Origin of the sequence: Hyphomonas jannaschiana VP2, assembly GCF_000685215.1 — a bacterium.
In the GTDB taxonomy this organism is placed as follows: Bacteria; Pseudomonadota; Alphaproteobacteria; order Caulobacterales; family Hyphomonadaceae; genus Hyphomonas; species Hyphomonas jannaschiana.
Genome location: NZ_ARYJ01000011.1, coordinates 1 through 19,082 on the forward strand (window position 1 = coordinate 1; position 19,082 = coordinate 19,082).

18 protein-coding genes are annotated in these 19,082 nt (G+C 62.1%); 12 read left to right on the plus strand and 6 right to left on the minus strand.

Annotated elements, in window-relative coordinates:
• Nucleotides 1-202 precede the first annotated feature (202 nt).
• Nucleotides 203-1,252: a glycosyltransferase family 2 protein gene (locus HJA_RS14250; protein WP_035583491.1), complete on the plus strand. Its 1,050-nt coding sequence runs from the start codon at nt 203-205 to the stop codon at nt 1,250-1,252.
• On the opposite strand, the gene HJA_RS14255 is transcribed toward HJA_RS14250, so the two are convergent.
• Entirely contained in the window at nt 1,240-1,653 is a 414-nt protein-coding gene (locus HJA_RS14255) for a PaaI family thioesterase (protein ID WP_035583493.1), read from the minus strand. The two genes, HJA_RS14250 and HJA_RS14255, sit on opposite strands and share 13 nt — an antisense overlap.
• An 83-nt stretch (nt 1,654-1,736) precedes the next feature.
• Between HJA_RS14255 and HJA_RS14260 the strand changes: the two genes are divergently transcribed.
• From HJA_RS14260 to HJA_RS14295, 8 genes are all read left to right on the plus strand, one after another.
• Nucleotides 1,737-2,318: a TetR/AcrR family transcriptional regulator gene (locus HJA_RS14260; RefSeq protein WP_035583495.1), complete on the plus strand. Its 582-nt coding sequence runs from the start codon at nt 1,737-1,739 to the stop codon at nt 2,316-2,318.
• A gap of 45 nt (nt 2,319-2,363) precedes the next feature.
• A complete protein-coding gene (locus tag HJA_RS14265; protein WP_035583497.1) occupies nt 2,364-4,535 on the plus strand; it encodes a primosomal protein N' in 2,172 nt (723 codons plus the stop codon).
• 70 nt (nt 4,536-4,605) lie between these two features.
• Nucleotides 4,606-5,145, plus strand: coding sequence for a hypothetical protein (locus tag HJA_RS14270; protein ID WP_035583499.1), 540 nt, complete (start codon nt 4,606-4,608; stop codon nt 5,143-5,145).
• 258 nt (nt 5,146-5,403) lie between these two features.
• Nucleotides 5,404-5,964 carry an ATP synthase F1 subunit delta gene (atpH, locus tag HJA_RS14275; RefSeq protein ID WP_035583501.1) on the plus strand — a complete coding sequence of 187 codons (561 nt, stop codon included), beginning with the start codon at nt 5,404-5,406 and terminating at the stop codon, nt 5,962-5,964.
• A 7-nt stretch (nt 5,965-5,971) separates the two neighbouring features.
• Nucleotides 5,972-7,507 (plus strand): F0F1 ATP synthase subunit alpha, encoded by a 1,536-nt coding sequence (gene atpA / locus HJA_RS14280; RefSeq protein ID WP_035583503.1) that lies wholly within the window; start codon nt 5,972-5,974, stop codon nt 7,505-7,507.
• A 36-nt stretch (nt 7,508-7,543) separates the two neighbouring features.
• Nucleotides 7,544-8,422 carry a F0F1 ATP synthase subunit gamma gene (locus HJA_RS14285; protein WP_035583505.1) on the plus strand — a complete coding sequence of 293 codons (879 nt, stop codon included), beginning with the start codon at nt 7,544-7,546 and terminating at the stop codon, nt 8,420-8,422.
• Nucleotides 8,423-8,467: 45 nt separating this feature from the next.
• Nucleotides 8,468-9,892 (plus strand): F0F1 ATP synthase subunit beta, encoded by a 1,425-nt coding sequence (gene atpD / locus HJA_RS14290; protein ID WP_034762915.1) that lies wholly within the window; start codon nt 8,468-8,470, stop codon nt 9,890-9,892.
• A 13-nt stretch (nt 9,893-9,905) separates the two neighbouring features.
• On the plus strand, nt 9,906-10,313 hold the full coding sequence (locus HJA_RS14295; RefSeq protein WP_035583507.1) for an ATP synthase F1 subunit epsilon: 408 nt from the start codon (nt 9,906-9,908) through the stop codon (nt 10,311-10,313).
• Nucleotides 10,314-10,379: 66 nt separating this feature from the next.
• Here the strand turns inward: HJA_RS14295 and HJA_RS14300 are convergent, their stop codons facing one another.
• The 4 genes from HJA_RS14300 to HJA_RS14315 all read right to left on the minus strand — a co-directional run bounded on the left by HJA_RS14300 (nt 10,380) and on the right by HJA_RS14315 (nt 14,425).
• Nucleotides 10,380-11,171, minus strand: a complete 792-nt coding sequence (locus HJA_RS14300; RefSeq protein WP_035583509.1) for an enoyl-CoA hydratase/isomerase family protein — start codon at nt 11,169-11,171, stop codon at nt 10,380-10,382.
• Nucleotides 11,168-11,899, minus strand: a complete 732-nt coding sequence (locus HJA_RS14305; RefSeq protein WP_241764375.1) for a DsbA family oxidoreductase — start codon at nt 11,897-11,899, stop codon at nt 11,168-11,170. Before HJA_RS14305 ends, HJA_RS14300 begins: the two co-directional genes overlap by 4 nt.
• Entirely contained in the window at nt 11,859-12,989 is a 1,131-nt protein-coding gene (gene ubiA, locus HJA_RS14310; RefSeq protein ID WP_051597730.1) for a 4-hydroxybenzoate octaprenyltransferase, read from the minus strand. The genes HJA_RS14305 and ubiA overlap by 41 nt, the downstream gene beginning before the upstream one ends.
• 62 nt (nt 12,990-13,051) lie before the next feature.
• Nucleotides 13,052-14,425, minus strand: coding sequence for an NAD-dependent succinate-semialdehyde dehydrogenase (locus tag HJA_RS14315; protein ID WP_035583511.1), 1,374 nt, complete (start codon nt 14,423-14,425; stop codon nt 13,052-13,054).
• A 49-nt stretch (nt 14,426-14,474) separates the two neighbouring features.
• Between HJA_RS14315 and HJA_RS14320 the strand changes: the two genes are divergently transcribed.
• The gene (locus HJA_RS14320) at nt 14,475-15,245 is read left to right on the plus strand and encodes a 16S rRNA (uracil(1498)-N(3))-methyltransferase (RefSeq protein WP_035583513.1); all 771 of its coding nucleotides are present in this window, start codon (nt 14,475-14,477) and stop codon (nt 15,243-15,245) included.
• Here HJA_RS14320 and HJA_RS18160 read toward each other — a convergent pair.
• On the minus strand, nt 15,242-15,880 hold the full coding sequence (locus HJA_RS18160) for a DUF6891 domain-containing protein (protein WP_051597731.1): 639 nt from the start codon (nt 15,878-15,880) through the stop codon (nt 15,242-15,244). The two genes, HJA_RS14320 and HJA_RS18160, sit on opposite strands and share 4 nt — an antisense overlap.
• 106 nt (nt 15,881-15,986) lie before the next feature.
• On the opposite strand from HJA_RS18160, the gene HJA_RS14330 reads away from it, so the two are divergent.
• Complete coding sequence (locus HJA_RS14330; protein ID WP_035583514.1) at nt 15,987-17,366, plus strand: glutamate--cysteine ligase; 1,380 nt, start codon at nt 15,987-15,989, stop codon at nt 17,364-17,366.
• 108 nt (nt 17,367-17,474) lie between these two features.
• On the plus strand, nt 17,475-19,070 hold the full coding sequence (locus tag HJA_RS14335; RefSeq protein WP_206741728.1) for a peptide MFS transporter: 1,596 nt from the start codon (nt 17,475-17,477) through the stop codon (nt 19,068-19,070).
• Nucleotides 19,071-19,082: the final 12 nt, after the last annotated feature.

Sequence of the window (19,082 nt, forward strand, 5' to 3'; positions counted from 1 at the left end):
CGCCTTAAGATGGCGCTTGGTGAAACCTGTCGGATAGGTCCGTTCGGAGAGGAAGTCGATCTCCAATGAGATCAGGGCTCTGCGGCTATCGCGTATGGCGGATTACGGCGGAATTGTCCGCCAATTTCAACTGATGGGGCGTGGAGCAGACTCCCGGTCTGCGGTATATTCAGTCTGCCGGGCTGGGAGACGAGGGAAGGCAATGGAGCAGGCAAACGGGACAGGCCGCGCGACAATCGTTTTGACGACACGGGACCGCTACAGCCTGATGCGGGACTCGATCGCAAACCTCTACGAGAATACGGATTATCCGTTTGACCTTGTCGTCGTGACAGGCGCGGCGCCCGGCCAGGTAAGACGCTGGTGCGATGAAGAGGCTGCCCGCCGCGGCTTCCGGCACGTGGCGGTCGATCGCCCGCTGACACCTGCGGAGGCCCGCAATACCGGCATCGAACACGCAAGGGGCGAATATATCGCCTTCGTCGAGAACGACATCATGTATCGCAAAGGCTGGCTTGGCGCCCTGGTGGCCTGCGGGGATGAAACCGGCGCCGGCATGATTGCGCCGCTCACCTGCGAAGGCCGGCCGATCCACACGATCGTCCACCATATCGGCCCGGAAGAGAACAATAATGAGACGCTGGAAGAGGCCGGCGACGGGCATAAGGATTTCCACGAGGAGTTCTATCTCCAGGGCAATACGCTGGACGAGATCCAGCCGCATCTGAAACGCCGCCGTACGCAGAGCGTCGAGATGCACTGCTTCATGGTGCGCCGTAGCCTGTTCGACCGTATCGGGACGTTCGATCCGGACATCGTGTCGAAGGAGTATCTCGATTTTTCCTGGCGCGCGCGGGAAGCCGGGGAGAGCATCTGGTTCGAACCGTCTTCTGTGGTCACTTTCCTGATCCCTTCGGAAGATGACCCTGTGCAGATGGTTGACCTGCCTTACTTTCTGCTGCGCTGGTCACGGTCCTGGCAGAAGCGCAGCCATGACGCGCTGAAGGCGAAGTGGAACATGCAGGAGGACGGCTTTATCAGCTATCGCCGATCGCTGGCCGACTGGCGGATTGTCGATCATGTCACCAAGCCGACGCTGTCGCATGTGCCGGTGGTCGGCAAACGCTGGGGCTTTGTCCAGCGTGCGGCCGTGCCGGTGAATTTCTGCCTGAATGCCGCGTCGAACCTGATGGCCTGGCGCTATGACCGGGCACGCGGCGGAAAAGGCGGAAAGCGCGATCACGCCGCCTGAAGCGCGCGGAAGGTTGCATTGGCCCGGGCACAGACTGTCTCGTCTGCGTAGATGGTCGCCGTGCAGAAGGACAGGGTCTTTCCGGTCCTGAGGACGGTGGGGCGGATCTCCAGCCACTGGCCGAGGCGGGCTGTCGAGAGAAAGTCCAGCGACAGGCCGACTGTGACGAGGCCGGATATGCCGGTGAGGAACAGACCGCAGCTGAGCCCCATCGCATTGTCAGCCAGGGCCGTGATCAGAGCCCCATGCACAAAGCCGCGAGAGTTGGCGTGGGCGGGCCCCGCGCGCAGGCCGATCCAGATCGACTCGCCGGTATTGCGCGAATAGAGCGGCTCCCATGGGTCCGTCAGGCCGCTTTTCCTGAAATGGGGCGCAAAGCCCTCCGGTATGCTCTCCGCCATCTGCCGTCTCCTCATTGCCTGTTAACGGATCGAGGTGTATCGAAACCATGTAGACCAGTCTATATAATTTTGAGGTGGCAAGTATGGCAACAGCCGTAAAGCATCGTGACGCGCTTCTGGCGGCTTCGGTGAAATTGTTCCGTCAGAAGGGATATGCGGCGACCGGGCTTGCCGAGATCCTGGCGGAGAGCGGCGCGCCGAAGGGGTCGCTGTATCACTACTTTCCAGGCGGCAAGGCCGAAATCGGGGCGGAAGCCGTTCAACTGGCCGGGAAGGCCGTGACGCGGACGCTGAAGGATCTTGCGGCAGAGGCAGACGGGCCCGGCGACCTGGTCAGGCGCTATTTTGATTTGCTGGCCGGGTGGATGGCCGCCTCGGACTATCGGGATGGCTGTCCGATTACGACGACCCTGCTGGAAACTGTGCCGGAGCATGAGGCGATCCGGCAGGCGGGCGCGGCCGCCTTTGACGCGTGGGCCGGGGTGCTGACGGAATCGGCTGTCGCTGCGGGCATCCCGCTGGCGCGTGCTGAAAGCCTTGCGCGCTTTGCCATATCCGCGCTCGAGGGTGCGCTCATCCAGTGCCGGGTGGCGGGCAATGCAGCGCCGCTGAGGCTGGTGGCGGAAGAACTTGGCGCGCTGTACGCGGCGGCGCAAACGCGCTGAAGGGGCGGCGTGACGGAGGCAGGCTGAAGGGCTAAGCCTTGGCCCATGCCCGTCGCACGGATTCTCTTTCCCATGCCCCTGCCGGAGCCGTTCGATTATGCGGTGCCGGACGATCTGGACGTGGCCGAAGGCAGCTATGTTGCTGCGCCGCTCGGCAAGCATGAGCGGCTGGGAGTCGTCGTTGAAGTGCTGGGCGATGAGGCGGGCGAGGGGCGCACGCTGAAGGCTGTGTCGGAGGTTTATCCGACGCCGCCGATGACGAAGGCGATGCGGGATTTCCTGGCCTTTGCGGCGCGTTACACGGTGAGCCATCCGGGGCGCCTCCTGTCGATGGCATTGCGTGCGCGGGCGGGCCTGCTGCCATCGCCGACAGAGACGGTGTTCACCGCCACAGGTGAACTGCCGCCTCGGATGACGGATGCCCGGGCCAAAGTGCTGGACGTCATGGCGGCGGAGGAGGCGCCGATGACGGCGGCGCAGATCGCAGAGGCGGCGGGTGTGTCCTCCGGCGTGGTGCGGGGGCTGGCGGAGACGGGTGCGCTGCAGGCGATCGATGTGCCGACCGATCCGCCATTCCCGCCCGTGAACCCGGACCTGCCGGGCGCAAATCTCACAGCGGAGCAGGCTGAAGCCGCTGAAGAGCTGCGCCATGCCGTGCGGGCGGACACGTTCCACACTTTCCTGATCGACGGCGTCACTGGCTCCGGCAAGACGGAAGTCTATTTCGAGGCGATCGCGGAGGCGCTGAAGGCAGATCCGGAGGCGCAGGTGTTGGTCCTGCTGCCGGAGATCGCGCTGACGCAGGCCATCCTGTCGCGCTTTACCGCGCGGTTCGGCGCGCCCCCTGCGCCCTGGCATTCCGGCCTGTCGGACAAGGAACGCCGGCGGACCTGGCGCGAGACGGCGCATGGGCGCGCTCGGATCGTGATCGGGGCGCGTTCTGCGCTCTTCCTGCCATTCCAGAAGCTGAAACTGATCATCGTGGACGAGGAACACGATGGCAGCTTCAAGCAGGAAGACGGGGTGACCTATCACGCCCGGGACATGTCCGTAATGCGCGGCAAGCTTGAGGAGGCGGTTGTGGTGCTGGCCTCCGCGACGCCTGCGCTGGAGACGGTCGTGAACGCCGAGATGGGACGCTATACGCGGCTGAAACTGTCGGCGCGGCCGGGCGCGGCGCGCCTGCCGGATGTGGAACTGGTGGATTTGCGGTCCGATCCGCCGGGCAAGGGCATGTGGCTCTCCTCCCGGCTGGTGCATGAGATGCAGGTCACGCTGGAGGCGGGCGAACAGACGCTCCTGTTCCTGAACCGCCGGGGCTATGCGCCGCTGGTCATCTGCAAGGCATGCGGCGAGCGGCTGAAAACGCCGGGCACGGAGAACTGGCTGACAGAGCACCGGTATACGAACCGACTGGTCTGCCACGTCACGGGCTATTCCATCCTGAAACCGCAGAAATGCCCGCATTGCGGGGCGGTGGACTCGCTGATGGGCGTCGGCCCGGGTGTGGAGCGCGTTGCGGAGGAAGTGCGCGTGTTGATGCCGGGGGCGCGGATCGAGATCTTTTCCTCCGACACGGCGCAGGGCGGCGAGGCAACGCGCGGCATCGTCGAGCGGATGGAGCAGGGCGAGATCGATGTGCTGATCGGCACACAGATCGTCGCCAAGGGGCATAATTTTCCGAACCTCACCCTCGTGGGTGTCGTCGATGCCGATAGCGGCATGAAGGGCGGCGACCTGCGGGCGGGCGAGCGGACCTACCAGCTGCTGAGCCAGGTGGCCGGCCGTGCCGGACGTGCCGAACGGCCGGGCCGGGCGCTGGTGCAGACCTATGCGCCGGATAATCCGGCCATGCTGGCGCTGGCCGATGGCGACCGGGACGGCTTCCTCCAGATTGAGCGGGATGTGCGCGCGGAGCTTGGCCTGCCGCCGTTCGGACGGCTTGCGGCGGTCATCATGTCTGCGCCCTCTGCCGAGATGGTGGACCAGGCCGCGCGGGACGTGGCGGCGCTCGCGCCGAACGGCCAGGGGATTGAGCTGTTCGGTCCGGCCCCGGCGCCGATCACCGTACTGCGCGGACGCCACCGCAGGCGCTTCCTCGTCAAATCTCCCCGCAATGTGGACCTGTCTGCCTATATGGCCGCGTGGCTGGCGAAGCTTAAGCTGCCGGCGCCTGTCCGCCTGTCGGTCGACATCGACCCGTATTCATTTCTTTGAGGGCGCGCCTGTGATACCCATTCCACCATAAGGGGGATGTGACATCCCTTAAGTTGTGGAGGCGCGCGCGGTGCCGGTTTCCTTCAAAGTTGGTCTCCTCGCGGTGGTGGCCTCGGTTTTTGCGCTCGAAAGCCATGCGTGCCGTATCTACAGGCCGTTTGATCCTGATAAACTTCAGGCCGATTTGGTCCTGCGCGGGCAGGTTATTTCGTACATTTACCCAGATAAGCTGGCTGAAGCGGAAGGCGGGGCGCCAACATTGCCTATGAGCAGTGCGATTCTTTGTGTCAGGACCTTGGACACGTATTTTGGAGAGGTACGTGAGAAATGGTGTTTCGATGTTGATAGCTCGACGTTCTCGCCGCCTGACAGACGCTGGATTCCGGATGACGTAATTGTGGCGGCTAACGCGTTCTCACCTGAGGACAACGAAATATATATCCGGAACAGCGAGCGCTGGTTTGGGCCTCTCGGCGTGGAAATGAGGGTGTTTAATGCTGGTTGCACTGAACCATACCTGATTGCCTACGACCCTTCCGCTGAGCGTCAGATGATCGAACGTCTGGTACGGCTTGGCTTCACCACAAGTGAGTCGGAAACCGGGCGCTGAGCCATCGCCTGATCCTGCCGGGATCAGGCAGGTCTGGGATGGAGACCGCGTCTCAATATTTCCTTTGAATCTATTGGTTTCGCGGGCGCATTGTCATAATTGTCATTTCGCCGCAGACATTGGCGCCATGCCTATGTTGTCAGGTCAGATGACTGATGCTAAGCGGCGCACAGTTTTCATGGGCGCGGGCAATTCGCACGCTGCCCTGTTTGCTGTTTTCGGGCCATTCCGCCCACCTGAACATGGACGAAGAGACCCTTGGCTGGATCAAAGACGACACATGCGAACGAAGCAGCACGCCGTTATGCGAGCGCGCTGTTCGAACTCGCGCAGGACAAAGGCGAACTCGCCAATGTCTATAAGGATTTCAAGGCATTCGCCGAAATGGCGAACGGCTCTGACGATCTGGCGCTTCTTCTGGAGTCGCCGGCTTTCTCCCGCGAAGACAAGGTGAAGGCGCTGGGCGAGCTGACGGCCAAGTCCGATCTCGGCGGCCTGTTTGGCAAATTCCTCGGCACGATGGCGCAGAACGGCCGTTCGGGCGACATTCTCGGTGCCGCAATCGCTTTTGATGAGCTTTACGCACAACAGCGCGGCGTGAAGCGCGCTCTTGTGCGTACCGCCAAGGAAATGACCGGCGCAGAGCGCCAGCGCATTGAATCAATCCTCGCCAAGGCCGTTGGCGGCGAGGTGGAACTTACCAGCGAGGTTGACGCCTCGCTCATCGGCGGCATTCAGCTGCGCATCGGGTCCCAGCTCGTTGACGCAAGCCTTGCCGCCAAACTGGAACGCATGAACACCGCCATGAAGGGAGCTTAGTCGCTCGATGGATATCTCAGCAGCAGAAATTTCGGGCATCCTGAAGTCGCAGATCGAGAATTTCGGCGTTGAAGCCGAAGTCTCCGATGTCGGTCAGGTTCTGTCAGTGGGCGACGGTATCGCCCGTATCTACGGCCTCGACAGCGTTCAGGCTGGCGAAATGGTCGAATTCGACGGCGGCATCAAAGGCATGGCGCTGAACCTCGAAAGCGACAATGTCGGCGTCGTGATTTTCGGTGACGACCGCGACATTAAAGAAGGTGACACCGTCAAGCGCCTCGACGAGATCGTGTCGGCACCGGTCGGCAAGGCTCTGCTGGGCCGCGTTGTGGATGCCCTCGGTAACCCGATTGATGGCAAAGGCGCGCTGGAAAACGTTGCTGCACGTGAACGCGTGGATGTGAAAGCACCGGGCATCATTCCTCGTAAGTCGGTTGATGAGCCGATGATGACCGGTCTCAAGGCCATTGACGGGATGATCCCCGTTGGCCGTGGTCAGCGCGAACTGGTCATCGGCGACCGCCAGACCGGCAAAACCGCGATCTGCGTTGACACAATCCTGAACCAGAAAGCGACCAATGACGCGGCCAAGGACGACAGCGAAAAGCTGTTCTGCGTCTACGTTGCCATCGGCCAGAAACGCTCCACGGTGGCGCAGGTCGTCAAGACGCTCGAAGAGCGCGGCGCCCTCGACTACACCATCGTCGTGGCTGCCACGGCTTCCGAACCGGCCCCGCTTCAGTATCTCGCACCGTTCACCGGCTGTGCCATGGGCGAATGGTTCCGCGACAACGGCATGCACGCCCTGATCATCTATGATGACCTTTCCAAGCAGGCTGTTGCGTATCGTCAGATGTCCCTGCTACTGCGCCGTCCGCCGGGCCGCGAAGCTTATCCGGGTGACGTGTTCTACCTGCACTCGCGCCTTCTGGAGCGTGCTGCCAAGCTGAACGAAGAGAACGGTTCCGGCTCTCTGACGGCCCTGCCGATCATTGAAACCCAGGCCAACGACGTGTCGGCCTACATTCCGACGAACGTGATCTCGATCACCGACGGCCAGATCTTCCTTGAGACGGACCTGTTCTACCAGGGTATCCGCCCGGCCGTGAACGTCGGTCTGTCGGTGTCGCGCGTGGGCTCTGCTGCCCAGACGAAAGCGATGAAGAAAGTTGCCGGCTCCATGAAGGGCGAACTCGCCCAGTACCGTGAGATGGCCGCCTTCGCGAAATTCGGTTCCGACCTGGACGCTGCCACCCAGCGCCTGCTGAACCGCGGTGCCCGCCTGACCGAACTCCTCAAGCAGCCGCAATACTCGCCGCTGCTGATGGAAGAGCAGGTCTGCGTGATCTACGCCGGTACGCGTGGCTACCTCGACAAGGTCGAGCTGAAAGACGTGACGCGCTACGAGAAAGAGCTGCTGGCTCACCTCCGTGGTGCGAACAAGGACCTGCTGACCAAGATCGCCGCTGAGAAAGCTCTCACCGACGAGATTGAAGCTGGAATCAAGAAGGCCCTGGACGACTTCACTTCGAAGTTTGCCTGAGCCCCGGACGACTGAGCACGAACTGGAAGGCCTGACATGCCCAGCCTGAAGGACCTGAAAAACCGGATCTCCAGCGTGAAATCCACGCAGAAGATCACCAAGGCCATGCAAATGGTGGCCGCGGCGAAGCTGAAGCGCGCGCAGGACGCCGCGACGGCTGCCCGCCCGTACGCCGAACGCATGGCCGCGGTTCTCGCCAATCTGTCGGCATCTGCCGGCGCAGGCGGCCCGAAACTCCTCGCCGGCACAGGCAGCGACCAGACGCATCTGGTTGTCGTCATGACCGCCGAGCGCGGCCTCGCCGGTGGCTTCAACACCTACACCGCCAAACTTGCCCGTCAGACGATTATCGCGCTGCAGGGCGAGGGGAAGACCGTGAAAGTGCTGACCGTCGGCAAAAAAGGCCGCGAGCAGCTGAAGCGAGACTTCGCCGACCTGTTTATCGGCCATGTTGACCTCTCCTCCGTGAAGGGTGATGACTTCTCCGAGCCGGCGATTGCTCTCGGCAAGAACCTCACCACCCGGTTCGAGGATGGCGAGTTCGATGTTGCGACGCTGATCTATTCGCAGTTCAAGAACGTGCTGAGCCAGGTTCCGACTGCGCAGCAGCTGATCCCGGCCGCGGCCCCTGCCGATGCCGAGACCATCGATCTGGGCGGTGCGATCTATCGTTATGAGCCGTCGGAAGATGCGATCCTTGAGGCGCTTCTGCCGCGCTACATCAACACGCAGATCCTTTCCGCCCTGCTGGAAGGCTCTGCTGGCTTCTTTGCGAGCCAGATGACCGCCATGGATAACGCGACCCGCAATGCCGGCGAGATGATCGACTCGCTGGAGCTGCAGTACAACCGCGCACGCCAGGCCCAGATCACCAAAGAACTCATCGAGATTATTTCGGGCGCGGAAGCGCTCTAGAGAACAAGAACCCAGAGAATACCCGCTCCAAAGGAGACGACCCGCATGAGCACTCCCGCAAACGCCAAAGGCCGCATTTCCCAGGTCATCGGCGCCGTTGTCGACGTTGAGTTCGATGGCGAGCTGCCGGCTATCCTCAACGCGCTTGAAACCGACAACAACGGTACGCGCCTGGTGCTGGAAGTTGCTCAGCACCTCGGCGAGAACACGGTGCGCACCATCGCCATGGACTCCACCGAAGGCCTCGTGCGCGGCGGTCCGGTGGCTGACACCGGCAAGGCCATCACCGTTCCGGTTGGTCCGAAAACGCTCGGCCGCATCATGAACGTCATCGGCGAGCCGATCGACGAACGTGGCCCGATCGGCTCCGACATGGATCGCCCGATCCACGCTCCGGCCCCGGAGTTCATCGATCAGTCGACCGAATCCGAAGTGCTCGTCACCGGTATCAAGGTTGTGGACCTGCTCTGCCCTTACGCAAAGGGTGGTAAGATCGGCCTGTTCGGCGGTGCCGGCGTGGGCAAGACGGTTCTCATCCAGGAACTGATCAACAACATCGCCAAGCTGTTCGGGGGTTACTCGGTCTTCGCCGGTGTTGGTGAGCGGACCCGTGAAGGGAACGACCTCTATCACGAGATGATCGAATCCAAGGTTATCAACCTGGAAGGCGAGAGCCGCGTGGCCTTGGTCTACGGTCAGATGAACGAGCCTCCGGGCGCCCGTGCCCGTGTTGCCCTGACCGGCCTGACCCAGGCCGAATACTTCCGCGACGAAGAAGGCAAGGACGTTCTGTTCTTCGTGGACAACATCTTCCGCTTCACCCAGGCCGGTGCTGAGGTGTCCGCACTTCTTGGCCGTATCCCGTCCGCTGTGGGCTACCAGCCGACGCTGGCCACCGACATGGGCCAGCTGCAGGAGCGTATTACCTCCACGAACAAAGGCTCGATCACCTCGATCCAGGCTGTCTACGTTCCGGCTGACGACCTTACCGACCCGGCTCCGGCCACTTCGTTTGCCCACCTTGATGCCACGACGGTTCTCAACCGCGCCATCTCGGAAAAAGGCATCTACCCGGCTGTGGACCCGCTGGACTCCACCAGCCGTATCCTCGACCCGCTGGTCGTTGGCGAAGAGCACTACTCGGTTGCCCGCGGCGTGCAGGAAATCCTGCAGAAGTACAAAGAGCTGCAGGACATCATCGCCATCCTCGGCATGGACGAGCTGTCGGAAGAAGACAAACTCGTCGTGGCCCGCGCCCGGAAAGTGGAACGCTTCCTGTCGCAGCCGTTCGACGTGGCTGAAGTCTTCACCGGTTCGCCGGGTGTGCAGGTGAAACTCGAAGACACGATCAAGGGCTTCAAAGGCCTGATCGCTGGCGACTATGACCACCTGCCGGAACAGGCCTTCTACATGGTTGGCGACATCGAAGCCGCCAAAGCCAAGGCCGCCAAGATGATGGCAGACGCGTAAGCGGACAGGATAGATGGCCGATAAACTCCACTTCTCGCTCGTTTCGCCCGCGAAAGAGCTCTTCTCCGGAGAGGTCGATCATGTGATCGCACCTGGTTCGGATGGCGAGTTCGGCGTGCTGGTGAACCATGCGCCCTTCATGACGACGCTGCGCAATGGCGTGGTACGCGTTCTGGAAGGCGACACGGTCAAGATGCGCATCTTCGTGCGCGGCGGCTTTGCGGACATTACGTCGGCCGGCCTGACCATCCTGGCTGAAGAAGCCCGCATGCTCGACGATGTGAAAACCGAAGACGTGCAGGCCGAGATGGAAGCCACGCTCCTGAAGATCCAGTCGCTCGACAAGGATGATTCCAACCGCGCGATCCTGCAGGAACACTACGACTATCTCGAAAGCCTGAAGGCTGCTCTGGTCCACTAAGGTTGTGCCAGAACCGAATTGAAAACGCCGCCCGTTTCCGGGCGGCGTTTTTCATTGTGGGGATAATCAGTCGCCCGTGAACTCCGGGTCGCGGCCTTCGAGGAAGGCCTTGATGCCTTCCCTGAAATCGTCTGAGCGCTGGAGCAGGGCGAAGGCCTCGAGGTCACGGTGGGCCGTGGCTTTGGCCAATGCCAGCGCTGCCACGTTGACGTCCTGCTTCACCATTTTCAACGCCGTTGGCGGCAGGCGTGAGGCAGCTGCCGCCACTTCACGCGCCTTATGCATGGCGGTGCCGGCGGGCACGACATGGTCGGCAAGCCCCCAGTTCAGGGCCGTTGCGGCATCGATCTTTTCGCAAAGCCCGGCGATCCGCTTGGCGCGGGCGGGGCCGACCAGTGCCACAAAACGGGGGATGGAGCCCCAGCTCATATTCATGCCGCGCTCGACCTCCGGCACGTAGAAGACCGAGTTCTCCGCAGCGACACGCAGGTCACATGACGTGGCCAGTGCCACACCGCCGCCGACGCACCAGCCTTCGATGGCGCAGATGGTGAGCGCGTCTACATTTTCCCAGGCCTCGCACATGCGTGGGCCGCGGCGTAGCAGGATCCTCCGTTCCCGGAGCGTGGACTTGGCAGCGTTTGCGCCGGCCGGATCTTTCAGGTCTGCGCCCATGGAGAACTGGTCCGCTCGCCCGGTCAGGATGACCGTGGAGATCTCAGGCGCGTCGTGAAATTGCAGGGCAGCCTCGGTCAAGTCCTGCATCAATTGCTGGCTGAGTGCGTTGGCGCGGGCGCCGGTATCAAACCGCACGATTGCCGTGCGGCCATCGATTTCGGTCTGGACCAGCGCGCTCATGCGGTTGCGGCCGGCGGGTGTTCGGCCGCGTGCTTGATGAAGCGTGCCAGCTTTTCAGGCGTCTCGGCGCCCTGCGCCGCAAACTGACGATTGGCGATATAGGTCGGCACGCCGGTGATACCGAGTTCGCGGAAATATTTTTCTTCGGCGCGGACGGTTACGACATCGGCATCCGTGGACAGGAGGTCGGCCACAATGGTCGGGTCGAGATCGATCTGACGGGCAATGTCGACCAGTACGCCATGGTCGCCAATGTTTCGACCGTCGTGGAAGAAGGCCTGGAACAATGCTTCCTTGGCGGCGGCGCCTTTGTGCTGGCCCTGCGCCCAGTGGACGATGCGGTGCGCATCGAGGCTGTTCGGACGCCATGTAATCTCGTCGAACCGGTAGGGGATGCCTTCGGCCTCACCATAGTCGATCAGCGCCTGACGCATGGCGCCCGAGCGCTCCTTCGCTTCCGGCGAGCTGAATGCCTTGCGCATATAGTCCTTGTAATCGACCCCTTCCGCCGGGATGGACGGATCGAGTTCATAGGGACGGAACAGGAGCTGCACTTCAACGTCCGGCACCATGGCGATGGCCGCTTCGATGCGGCGCTTGCCGAGCCAGCACCACGGACAGACGAGATCGGAAACCATTTCAATAACAACAGGCATGGCCACACCATAGGCCATTGCGCCGGTGGCGTCACGGCTCGTCTGGCGATTCCGCAGCGTCGGGGAAGACATAGCCATCACGTTCCAGTGTGCGGCGTATGTCGCTGGCGAGCCAGGTTTCCGGCAGGCCGGGCTGGCGCGGGCCTTTTTGCAGCTCCAGTCCAAAGGGCAGGGTTACCTTGTCCGGCTGGCCGTCGGGCACGATTTCCGGGCCGGAAAAGAGTGTGCGCGGGGGTGGTTCCGGTGTCATGGCGGCCAGAGTCAGGCCGATCGCGACGAGCGCGCCGGTCCACACATTCGACTTGAACACCGCAAGCGCGACTCGGTCGCCTTTGCTTTTCAGCCGCGAGACCTGCGCCGTGGCATGGCCGAGGAAGGCGAGCGATGTGACGGCGCCCATGCGGCCAGCGCCCTGCAGGCCCGAGGCGGCGGCAATCAATGCCGCGGCAACGATAAAGAAACCGAAACTGTAGAGCGCCGCATGCTTGCCAAAGAGGCGCGCGGTGGACTTCACGCCGATGAGGGCGTCGTCTTCGCGGTCCTGCAGAGCGTAAATCGTGTCATACGCGACCGTCCAGCAGGCGAGGCCGATATAGAGCACGACGGCCGGGAAGCTGATTGTGCCGGCGACGGCGACGCCGACCAGTGCCCCCCAATTGAAGGTCGCGCCAAGCCAGGCCTGCGGCCACCAGGTGACACGCTTCATGAACGGGTAGGCGCCGACCAGCGGTATGGAGAGCAGGGCGACGATCTTCGCATCGCCCGGCAGGCAGAGCCAGACAAGGAAGCCAACCGCCAGCTGGATGCCCAGAAAGATGTGCGCCTCGCGAAGGGTGACGAGGCCGGCGGGGATCGGCCGCAGGGCCGTGCGCTCCACCTTCGCGTCGAAATCCCGGTCTGTAATGTCGTTCCAGGTGCATCCCGCACCGCGCATGGCGATGGCACCGACCAGGAACAGAATCGCCCATAGAGAGTCTGTCAGATACAGACCGGTCCTGATGCGCTCGAAGGCGAGGCCGATCAGGCAGGGCAGGTAGAGCAGCCAGACGCCCACAGGCCGGTCCCAGCGGGCCAGCATCGCATAAGGGCGCAGGCCCTCCGGAAGGCTGGAAAGCCAGCCCGGCAGGGCACTGTCGGCAGGAGAGATCTGCGTCTCGGTCATCGCGCCGGGTTATAGCGCGGATTCCCGTTTCCGACAGGGGATCGCGCCTCTCAGGGGAATGATTACGCCACCGAGACGGTCTTGCGGTTCACGAAGGCGCGCAGACCATCTGCGGCGAGCTCGCGCCCGTAGCCGGATTGTTTGATTCCCCCGAAGGGGAGGCGCGGGTCTGACGCGACCATGGAATTGACGAACGTGGCACCGGCTTCCAGCTGACGGATGGCCTGGTCGATTTCGGCTTCTTCTTTGGAAAACAGGACCGAGCCGAGGCCAAACTGGCTGCGATTGGCCCGCGTGATGGCGTCGTCGAGGTTCGAAACTTTCCAGAGATTCGCGACCGGACCGAACATTTCCTCATCGGTCGAGGGCGTGCCTGAATGGGCTTCGGCCAGGATCTGCGGCGCGATCCATGCGCCTTTCTTCGGGACGGTCCGGTCTTTCGTCAGGCTTTCAGCGCCGCCTTTGAGAGAGCGCTCGATCTGATCGGCCAGTTCATCCCGGATCGCCAGCGTGGCCAGCGGACCGACGTCGGTATCGGCCTTCATCGGGTCATCCACTTTCAGGGCATCGAAGGCTTTGACGAAGCTTTTGCTGAAAGCTTCGAAAATATCCGCGTGAACAAAGAAGCGCTTACCGGCAATGCAGGACTGGCCGGAGTTCTGGATTCGGGCCGTTACGGCGCTCTTCACGGCCTTGTCGAGATCTGCCGAGGGCATGACGATGAATGCGTCCGAACCGCCAAGCTCCAGAAGACTGGGCTTGATACAGTCGCCCGCAATGGCGGCGACGCTGCGGCCAGCGGGACCTGACCCGGTCAGGGTGACGGCCTTGATCCGGTTGTCGCGTATGACGCCCTCAACTTCTGACGACCCGATCAGGAGTGTCTGGAAGCAGCCGTCCGGGAAGCCGGCGCGGTGGAACACGTCTTCAATATTCAGGGCGGACCGCCAGACGTTCGAGGCGTGCTTCAGCAGGCCGACATTGCCCGCCATCAGGGCCGGGGCGGCGAAGCGGAAGACCTGCCAGAAGGGGAAGTTCCACGGCATCACGGCCAGTACCGGTCCCATCGGAAGGTGCCGGACAAACGCCCGGCGGGCTTCGGTGTGGAAAGTTTCGTCCTGAAGGTATGTCGCGCCGTGCTCGGCATAGTGACGGCAGGCCGTGGCGCATTTTCTCACTTCAGCTTCTGCCTGCGAGAGGGGCTTGCCCATCTCCAGCGTGATGTCGCGTGCATATTCTGCGGCCTTGGTTTCCAGGACGTCGGCGGCGCGATTGAGCAGCTCGGCGCGCTCGTCCAGAGATACATTGCGCCAGGTCCGGAAGCGCTCGGACGCATTTTCGAGGGCGGTCTCAATGGTGGCGTGCGTCAGGGGTGTGAAACTTTCGATCACCTCGCCTGTTGCCGGATTGATTGACTGTACCTGACGGTCTGGCATGGCGTGCTCCTGACTTAACCTCTTGTCTGTATAAGCCTATACCCCGCCCATGAGTTCCATACCCCGACTGTTTGTGGCGCAGGATCTGGTGGAAGGCGCAGCTTTTCCGCTGGACGATGCGCAAGCCAATTACCTGCTGCGTGTGCTCCGCCTTGTCGCGGATGCCCCCGTGCGTGTCTTCAATGGCCGTGATGGCGAATGGGAGGCGCGGATTGTCGATGTTCACGGCAAGCGCGCGAGTCTCACGCCAGACCGGTTGGTGCGCCCACAGCCGGACACCCCGGCTAGCGCGCCCGTCTTGCTGTTCGCGCCCGTGAAGAAGGCGGAGACGGATTTCATCGTCGAAAAGGCCACGGAGCTCGGTGCCGCACGCATAGTGCCCGTCCTGACGGACCGGACCCAGACCCGAACAGTGCGACTCGACCGGTTTCAAAAGATTGTGCTGGAAGCGGCTGAACAGACGGAACGGCTGGACCTGCCGGAGGTGGAAGACCTGCAGCCGCTGGCAAAGGCGCTGGATGGGCTGGCAGATGGGACAGTGGTCATCTTCTGCGATGAACGAGGCGATGACGCAGGCGCACCCTGGGGCGGCGAAAAGGGCCGGGCGGGGCCCATTGCGGACGTGCTCGGCACTCTTGGCGACAAACCCGTCGCGATCCTGATCGGTCCGGAAGGCGGCTTCACACTGGAAGAGCGTGACTGGCTACGCCAGCGAGGCGATACGGCGCCGGTCAGTCTGGGGCCACGCATCCTGCGTGCAGAAACCGCCGCGGTCGCTGCGCTGTCAGTCTGGCAGGCCCTGAAAGGGGACTGGCGTTAGTAAAACCAGCGCTTGATCGGCTTCGGCATGGCGCCTTCCCAGCGGCGCTTCCAGTCGATGGCGAGGCCGACGCGGTGATTGATCTTGCCGTCCCAGACTGGCTTCAGCCCGACCGATTGCAGAACGTCATGCAGACGCTGGCCGATGGCCACATTGTCTTCCGGTGACGCGGTCGCGTCGGCAGCGCCGTAGCTTATGTACAGGCTGCCGCTCTCGACCGCGCTTTCCGTGTCTTGCTGGTGGAAGAACACATAACCTTTCGGCTCGCGGCCGGAGAGGTCCTGGAAATCATCCATTTCGATGCCAATCTCGGCAGCGCCGCAGGTGCCACAGCAGGTGAAATGCTGACGTGCAACAATGTCTTCGTCTTCCAGCATGTCGAAGGCGAGCGACAGGCGGTCAAAATCAGTGAGCACCGGCCAGGAATCCTGTTCCTCAACCAGCATCGACACAGCATGAACGAGCGCATTGCGCACTTCCACCTGGCGATCCCGCTCGGTGAGCGGGCTGCGGAAGTCCTGCGCGTAATCCAGCAGGATTTCTTCGATCTCCTCCAACGGCTCATAGCCGCCGCGAACATGCAGGCGGGCCCACATTTTCAGGTCGTCGCGCTCGTCGGTGGTCATCTTGGTCATCTGCGGACTCTCTACATAAACTAATTCGTGAGAATAACGCGGTTGGCGAGTGAGCGAAACAACCTTATCTGCAAGCCTCATTCTGGTTCGCAACAGGGGGTTCGGGATGACCACGCCAACGTCGGACATCGACGAGACCTCCCCGCGCATTGCGGGAAAACATGAGCTGGCTGCCTATCTGGAAGCCGGGTGCAAACCGGCGTCCGACTGGCGCATCGGGACCGAGCACGAGAAATTCGGCTTCCTGCGCGAAAATCTTGCGCCGCTTCCCTATGAAGGCACGGCGTCAGTGCTCGCCATGCTGGAAGGCCTCCGTGACCGGTTCGGCTGGGACCCGATTGTCGAAAGCGGCAAGCTGATTGGCCTGCAGCGTGATGGCGCCAGTGTCTCGTTGGAGCCGGGCGGGCAGTTTGAGCTGTCCGGCGCCCCGCTGGAAACGATCCACCAGACCTGCACCGAGGTCGGGCGTCACCTCGAAGAGGTGCGCGAAATTGCCGACCCGCTCGGGATTTCGTTCCTCGGACTTGGCGCGAGCCCCCTGTGGAGCCTGGCGGAGACGCCGGTCATGCCCAAGGGCCGCTACAAGATCATGATGGAATACATGGACAAGGTCGGGCGCCTTGGCCGCCAGATGATGTTCCGCACCTGCACCGTGCAGACCAATCTCGATTTCGCTTCCGAAGCCGACATGGTGAAGAAGTTCCGCGTGGCGCTGGCGCTGCAGCCACTGGGCACGGCGCTGTTTGCCAATTCGCCCTTCATGGAAGGCCGGCCGAACGGCTTCCTGTCCTACCGGTCACAGATCTGGACGGATACCGACCCCGACCGGACGGGCATGCTGCCCTTCGTGTTCGAGGACGGCATGGGTTTTGAGCGTTATGTCGATTACGCCCTCGATGTGCCGATGTATTTCGTGCGACGGGGCGGCAAATATCTCGATGCCAGCGGCCTCAGCTTCCGCGACTTCATGGAAGGCAAGCTGGAGATCCTGCCGGGTGAGTTGCCGGCGATGGATGATTTTGCCGATCACCTCTCAACGATTTTCCCTGAAGTGCGCCTGAAGCGATTCCTTGAAATGCGCGGGTCCGATGCCGGTCCGTGGTCGCACCTCTGTGCCTTCTCGGCTTTCTGGGTGGGGCTGCTTTATTGCCCGGTCTGTCTCGATGGGGCCTGGGACCGTGTGAAGAACTGGACGGCGGCAGAGCGCGAAGCCATGCGCCAGTCGGTGCGGACGCTTGGCCTGAAAACGCCGATTCCAGGCGGTGCGACGATGCAGGACCTCGCCATGGAGATGCTGGATCTCGCCCGCATCGGTCTCAGCAATCGTAACAATCTCTCCGCATCCGGCGAGAACGAGACTGGATACCTGGCGGAGCTCGACGAGATCGCCCGGTCCGGCAAGACGCCGGCGGAACGGCTTCTGGAGCGCTACTATGGCGCCTGGAACCGCGACGTGCGCCACGTTTTCACGGAAAAGGCCTACTAGGGCACAGCCTTCCCTTTATTCCGTCCGAAAAAGCAGAAACTGCCTTGAGCCTTGCCGCATAGCACGCTCAATATGCGCAATTCAGGGAAGCTGACGGGAGTGAAACAGGTGACCGACAACGCGATTGCTGCCGGCCAGGACGAGGGGAAAACCTTTCTGGGCCATCCGACAGGACTGTTCGTCCTGTTCTTTGCTGAGATGTGGGAGCGTTTTTCCTACTACGGCATGCGGGCTCTGCTGGTTCTCTATCTGACCAAGCACTTCCTGTTTGACCGCGAGGCTGCCTATGGCCTCTACGGCGCCTATACGACGCTGGTCTATATCGGGCCGGTGATCGGCGGCTTCCTGGCCGACAAATACCTCGGCGCGCGCAAGGCGGTCACGATTGGTGCGATTTTCCTTGTGCTCGGCCACCTCGGCATGGCGGTGGAAGGGGATCCGGTCCTGGATGGCCAGTCACCCGATCCGAGTGTTCTCAACATTTTCTATTTCAGCCTTGCGCTGATCATCGTCGGTGTCGGCTTCCTGAAAGCGAACATCTCGACCATTGTCGGTTCGCTCTACAAGAAGACGGATACGCGGCGCGATTCCGCTTTCACCATCTTCTATGTGGGCATCAACACCGGCGCCTTTCTTGGGGCGCTCATTGCAGGCTATCTGGGTGAAACCTTTGGCTGGGCCTATGGCTTCGGCGCGGCCGGGGTCGGCATGCTGCTCGGTCTGATCGTCTTTGTCTGGGGCAAACCGGCACTGCGCGGTGCAGGGGAGCCGAGCGATCCGGCGAAACTGTCTGCCCCGATGGTCGGCCCGCTGAACCGCGAGCACATGATCTGGCTGGGCGCGATCATTGTGACATTCATCGTCTGGTTCCTGGTGCGCAGTCAGGGCACGGTGAACACGCTGCTGCTGATCGCCATGACGGTCACCTATCTCTACATTGTCTGGCGTGCGATCGCGAAGCTGAACCCGCATCAGCGCAACCGGATCATCGTCGCGCTGATCCTGATCTCCACCAACGTCCTCTTCTGGGGCCTGTTCGAGCAGGCAGGCTCGTCGTTGAACCTGTTCACGGATGAACATGTCGATCGCAACCTGTTTGGCTGGGAAGTGCCAGCCTCCATGTTCCAGTCGATCAACGCCTTCTACATCATGACCCTCGGTCCTGTGTTTGCCGGTCTTTGGGTCTGGCTCGGCAAGAAAGGCTGGGAGCCGAGTGCGCCAATGAAGTTCGCTCTGGCTCTGATGCAGCTCGGTGCCGGTTTCCTCGTTCTGGCGTTCGGATCCAGCGCAGGAGCCATGACACCGGTCATCTTCATCTTCCTGATTTACCTGCTTCACACGACGGGCGAGCTTTGCATGAGCCCGGTCGGCCTGTCGGCCATGACACGCCTTTCGGTGACCTCCATGGTGGGGCTGATGATGGGGGCCTGGTTCCTGGCGTCCGGCGCCGGCAACGCCGTTGCTGCCATGATTGCGCAGGCTACTGCGTCTGGCGGTGAAGGCATCGGACAGGTTCTGTCCGTGTACACAAAGGTCGGCTGGTTCGCGATTGGTATCGGTGTCCTGTTTGCGATTGCGGCCCCGTTCATGACCAAGATGATGCACCTGGACACGCTGTCCGACGATTCCGTGGACGATGTCGGAACAGTGGACACGTTCGGTTCAAACACCGATCCGGGCGCCCCGGACAAGACGCTAGGCTGAGACTGAGTGCAA

Coding starts and splice junctions, on each gene's coding strand:
- atpD (WP_034762915.1), top strand. CDS start 8,468: ATGAGCACTCCCGCAAACGCCAAAGGCCGCATTTCCCAGGTCATCGGC.
- HJA_RS14295 (WP_035583507.1), top strand. CDS start 9,906: ATGGCCGATAAACTCCACTTCTCGCTCGTTTCGCCCGCGAAAGAGCTC.
- HJA_RS14305 (WP_241764375.1), bottom strand. CDS start 11,899: ATGTCTTCCCCGACGCTGCGGAATCGCCAGACGAGCCGTGACGCCACC.
- HJA_RS14315 (WP_035583511.1), bottom strand. CDS start 14,425: ATGCCAGACCGTCAGGTACAGTCAATCAATCCGGCAACAGGCGAGGTG.
- HJA_RS14300 (WP_035583509.1), bottom strand. CDS start 11,171: ATGAGCGCGCTGGTCCAGACCGAAATCGATGGCCGCACGGCAATCGTG.
- ubiA (WP_051597730.1), bottom strand. CDS start 12,989: ATGACCGAGACGCAGATCTCTCCTGCCGACAGTGCCCTGCCGGGCTGG.
- atpA (WP_035583503.1), top strand. CDS start 5,972: ATGGATATCTCAGCAGCAGAAATTTCGGGCATCCTGAAGTCGCAGATC.
- HJA_RS14320 (WP_035583513.1), top strand. CDS start 14,475: ATGAGTTCCATACCCCGACTGTTTGTGGCGCAGGATCTGGTGGAAGGC.
- HJA_RS14260 (WP_035583495.1), top strand. CDS start 1,737: ATGGCAACAGCCGTAAAGCATCGTGACGCGCTTCTGGCGGCTTCGGTG.
- HJA_RS18160 (WP_051597731.1), bottom strand. CDS start 15,880: ATGACCAAGATGACCACCGACGAGCGCGACGACCTGAAAATGTGGGCC.
- HJA_RS14285 (WP_035583505.1), top strand. CDS start 7,544: ATGCCCAGCCTGAAGGACCTGAAAAACCGGATCTCCAGCGTGAAATCC.
- HJA_RS14330 (WP_035583514.1), top strand. CDS start 15,987: ATGACCACGCCAACGTCGGACATCGACGAGACCTCCCCGCGCATTGCG.
- HJA_RS14265 (WP_035583497.1), top strand. CDS start 2,364: ATGCCCGTCGCACGGATTCTCTTTCCCATGCCCCTGCCGGAGCCGTTC.
- HJA_RS14250 (WP_035583491.1), top strand. CDS start 203: ATGGAGCAGGCAAACGGGACAGGCCGCGCGACAATCGTTTTGACGACA.
- HJA_RS14255 (WP_035583493.1), bottom strand. CDS start 1,653: ATGGCGGAGAGCATACCGGAGGGCTTTGCGCCCCATTTCAGGAAAAGC.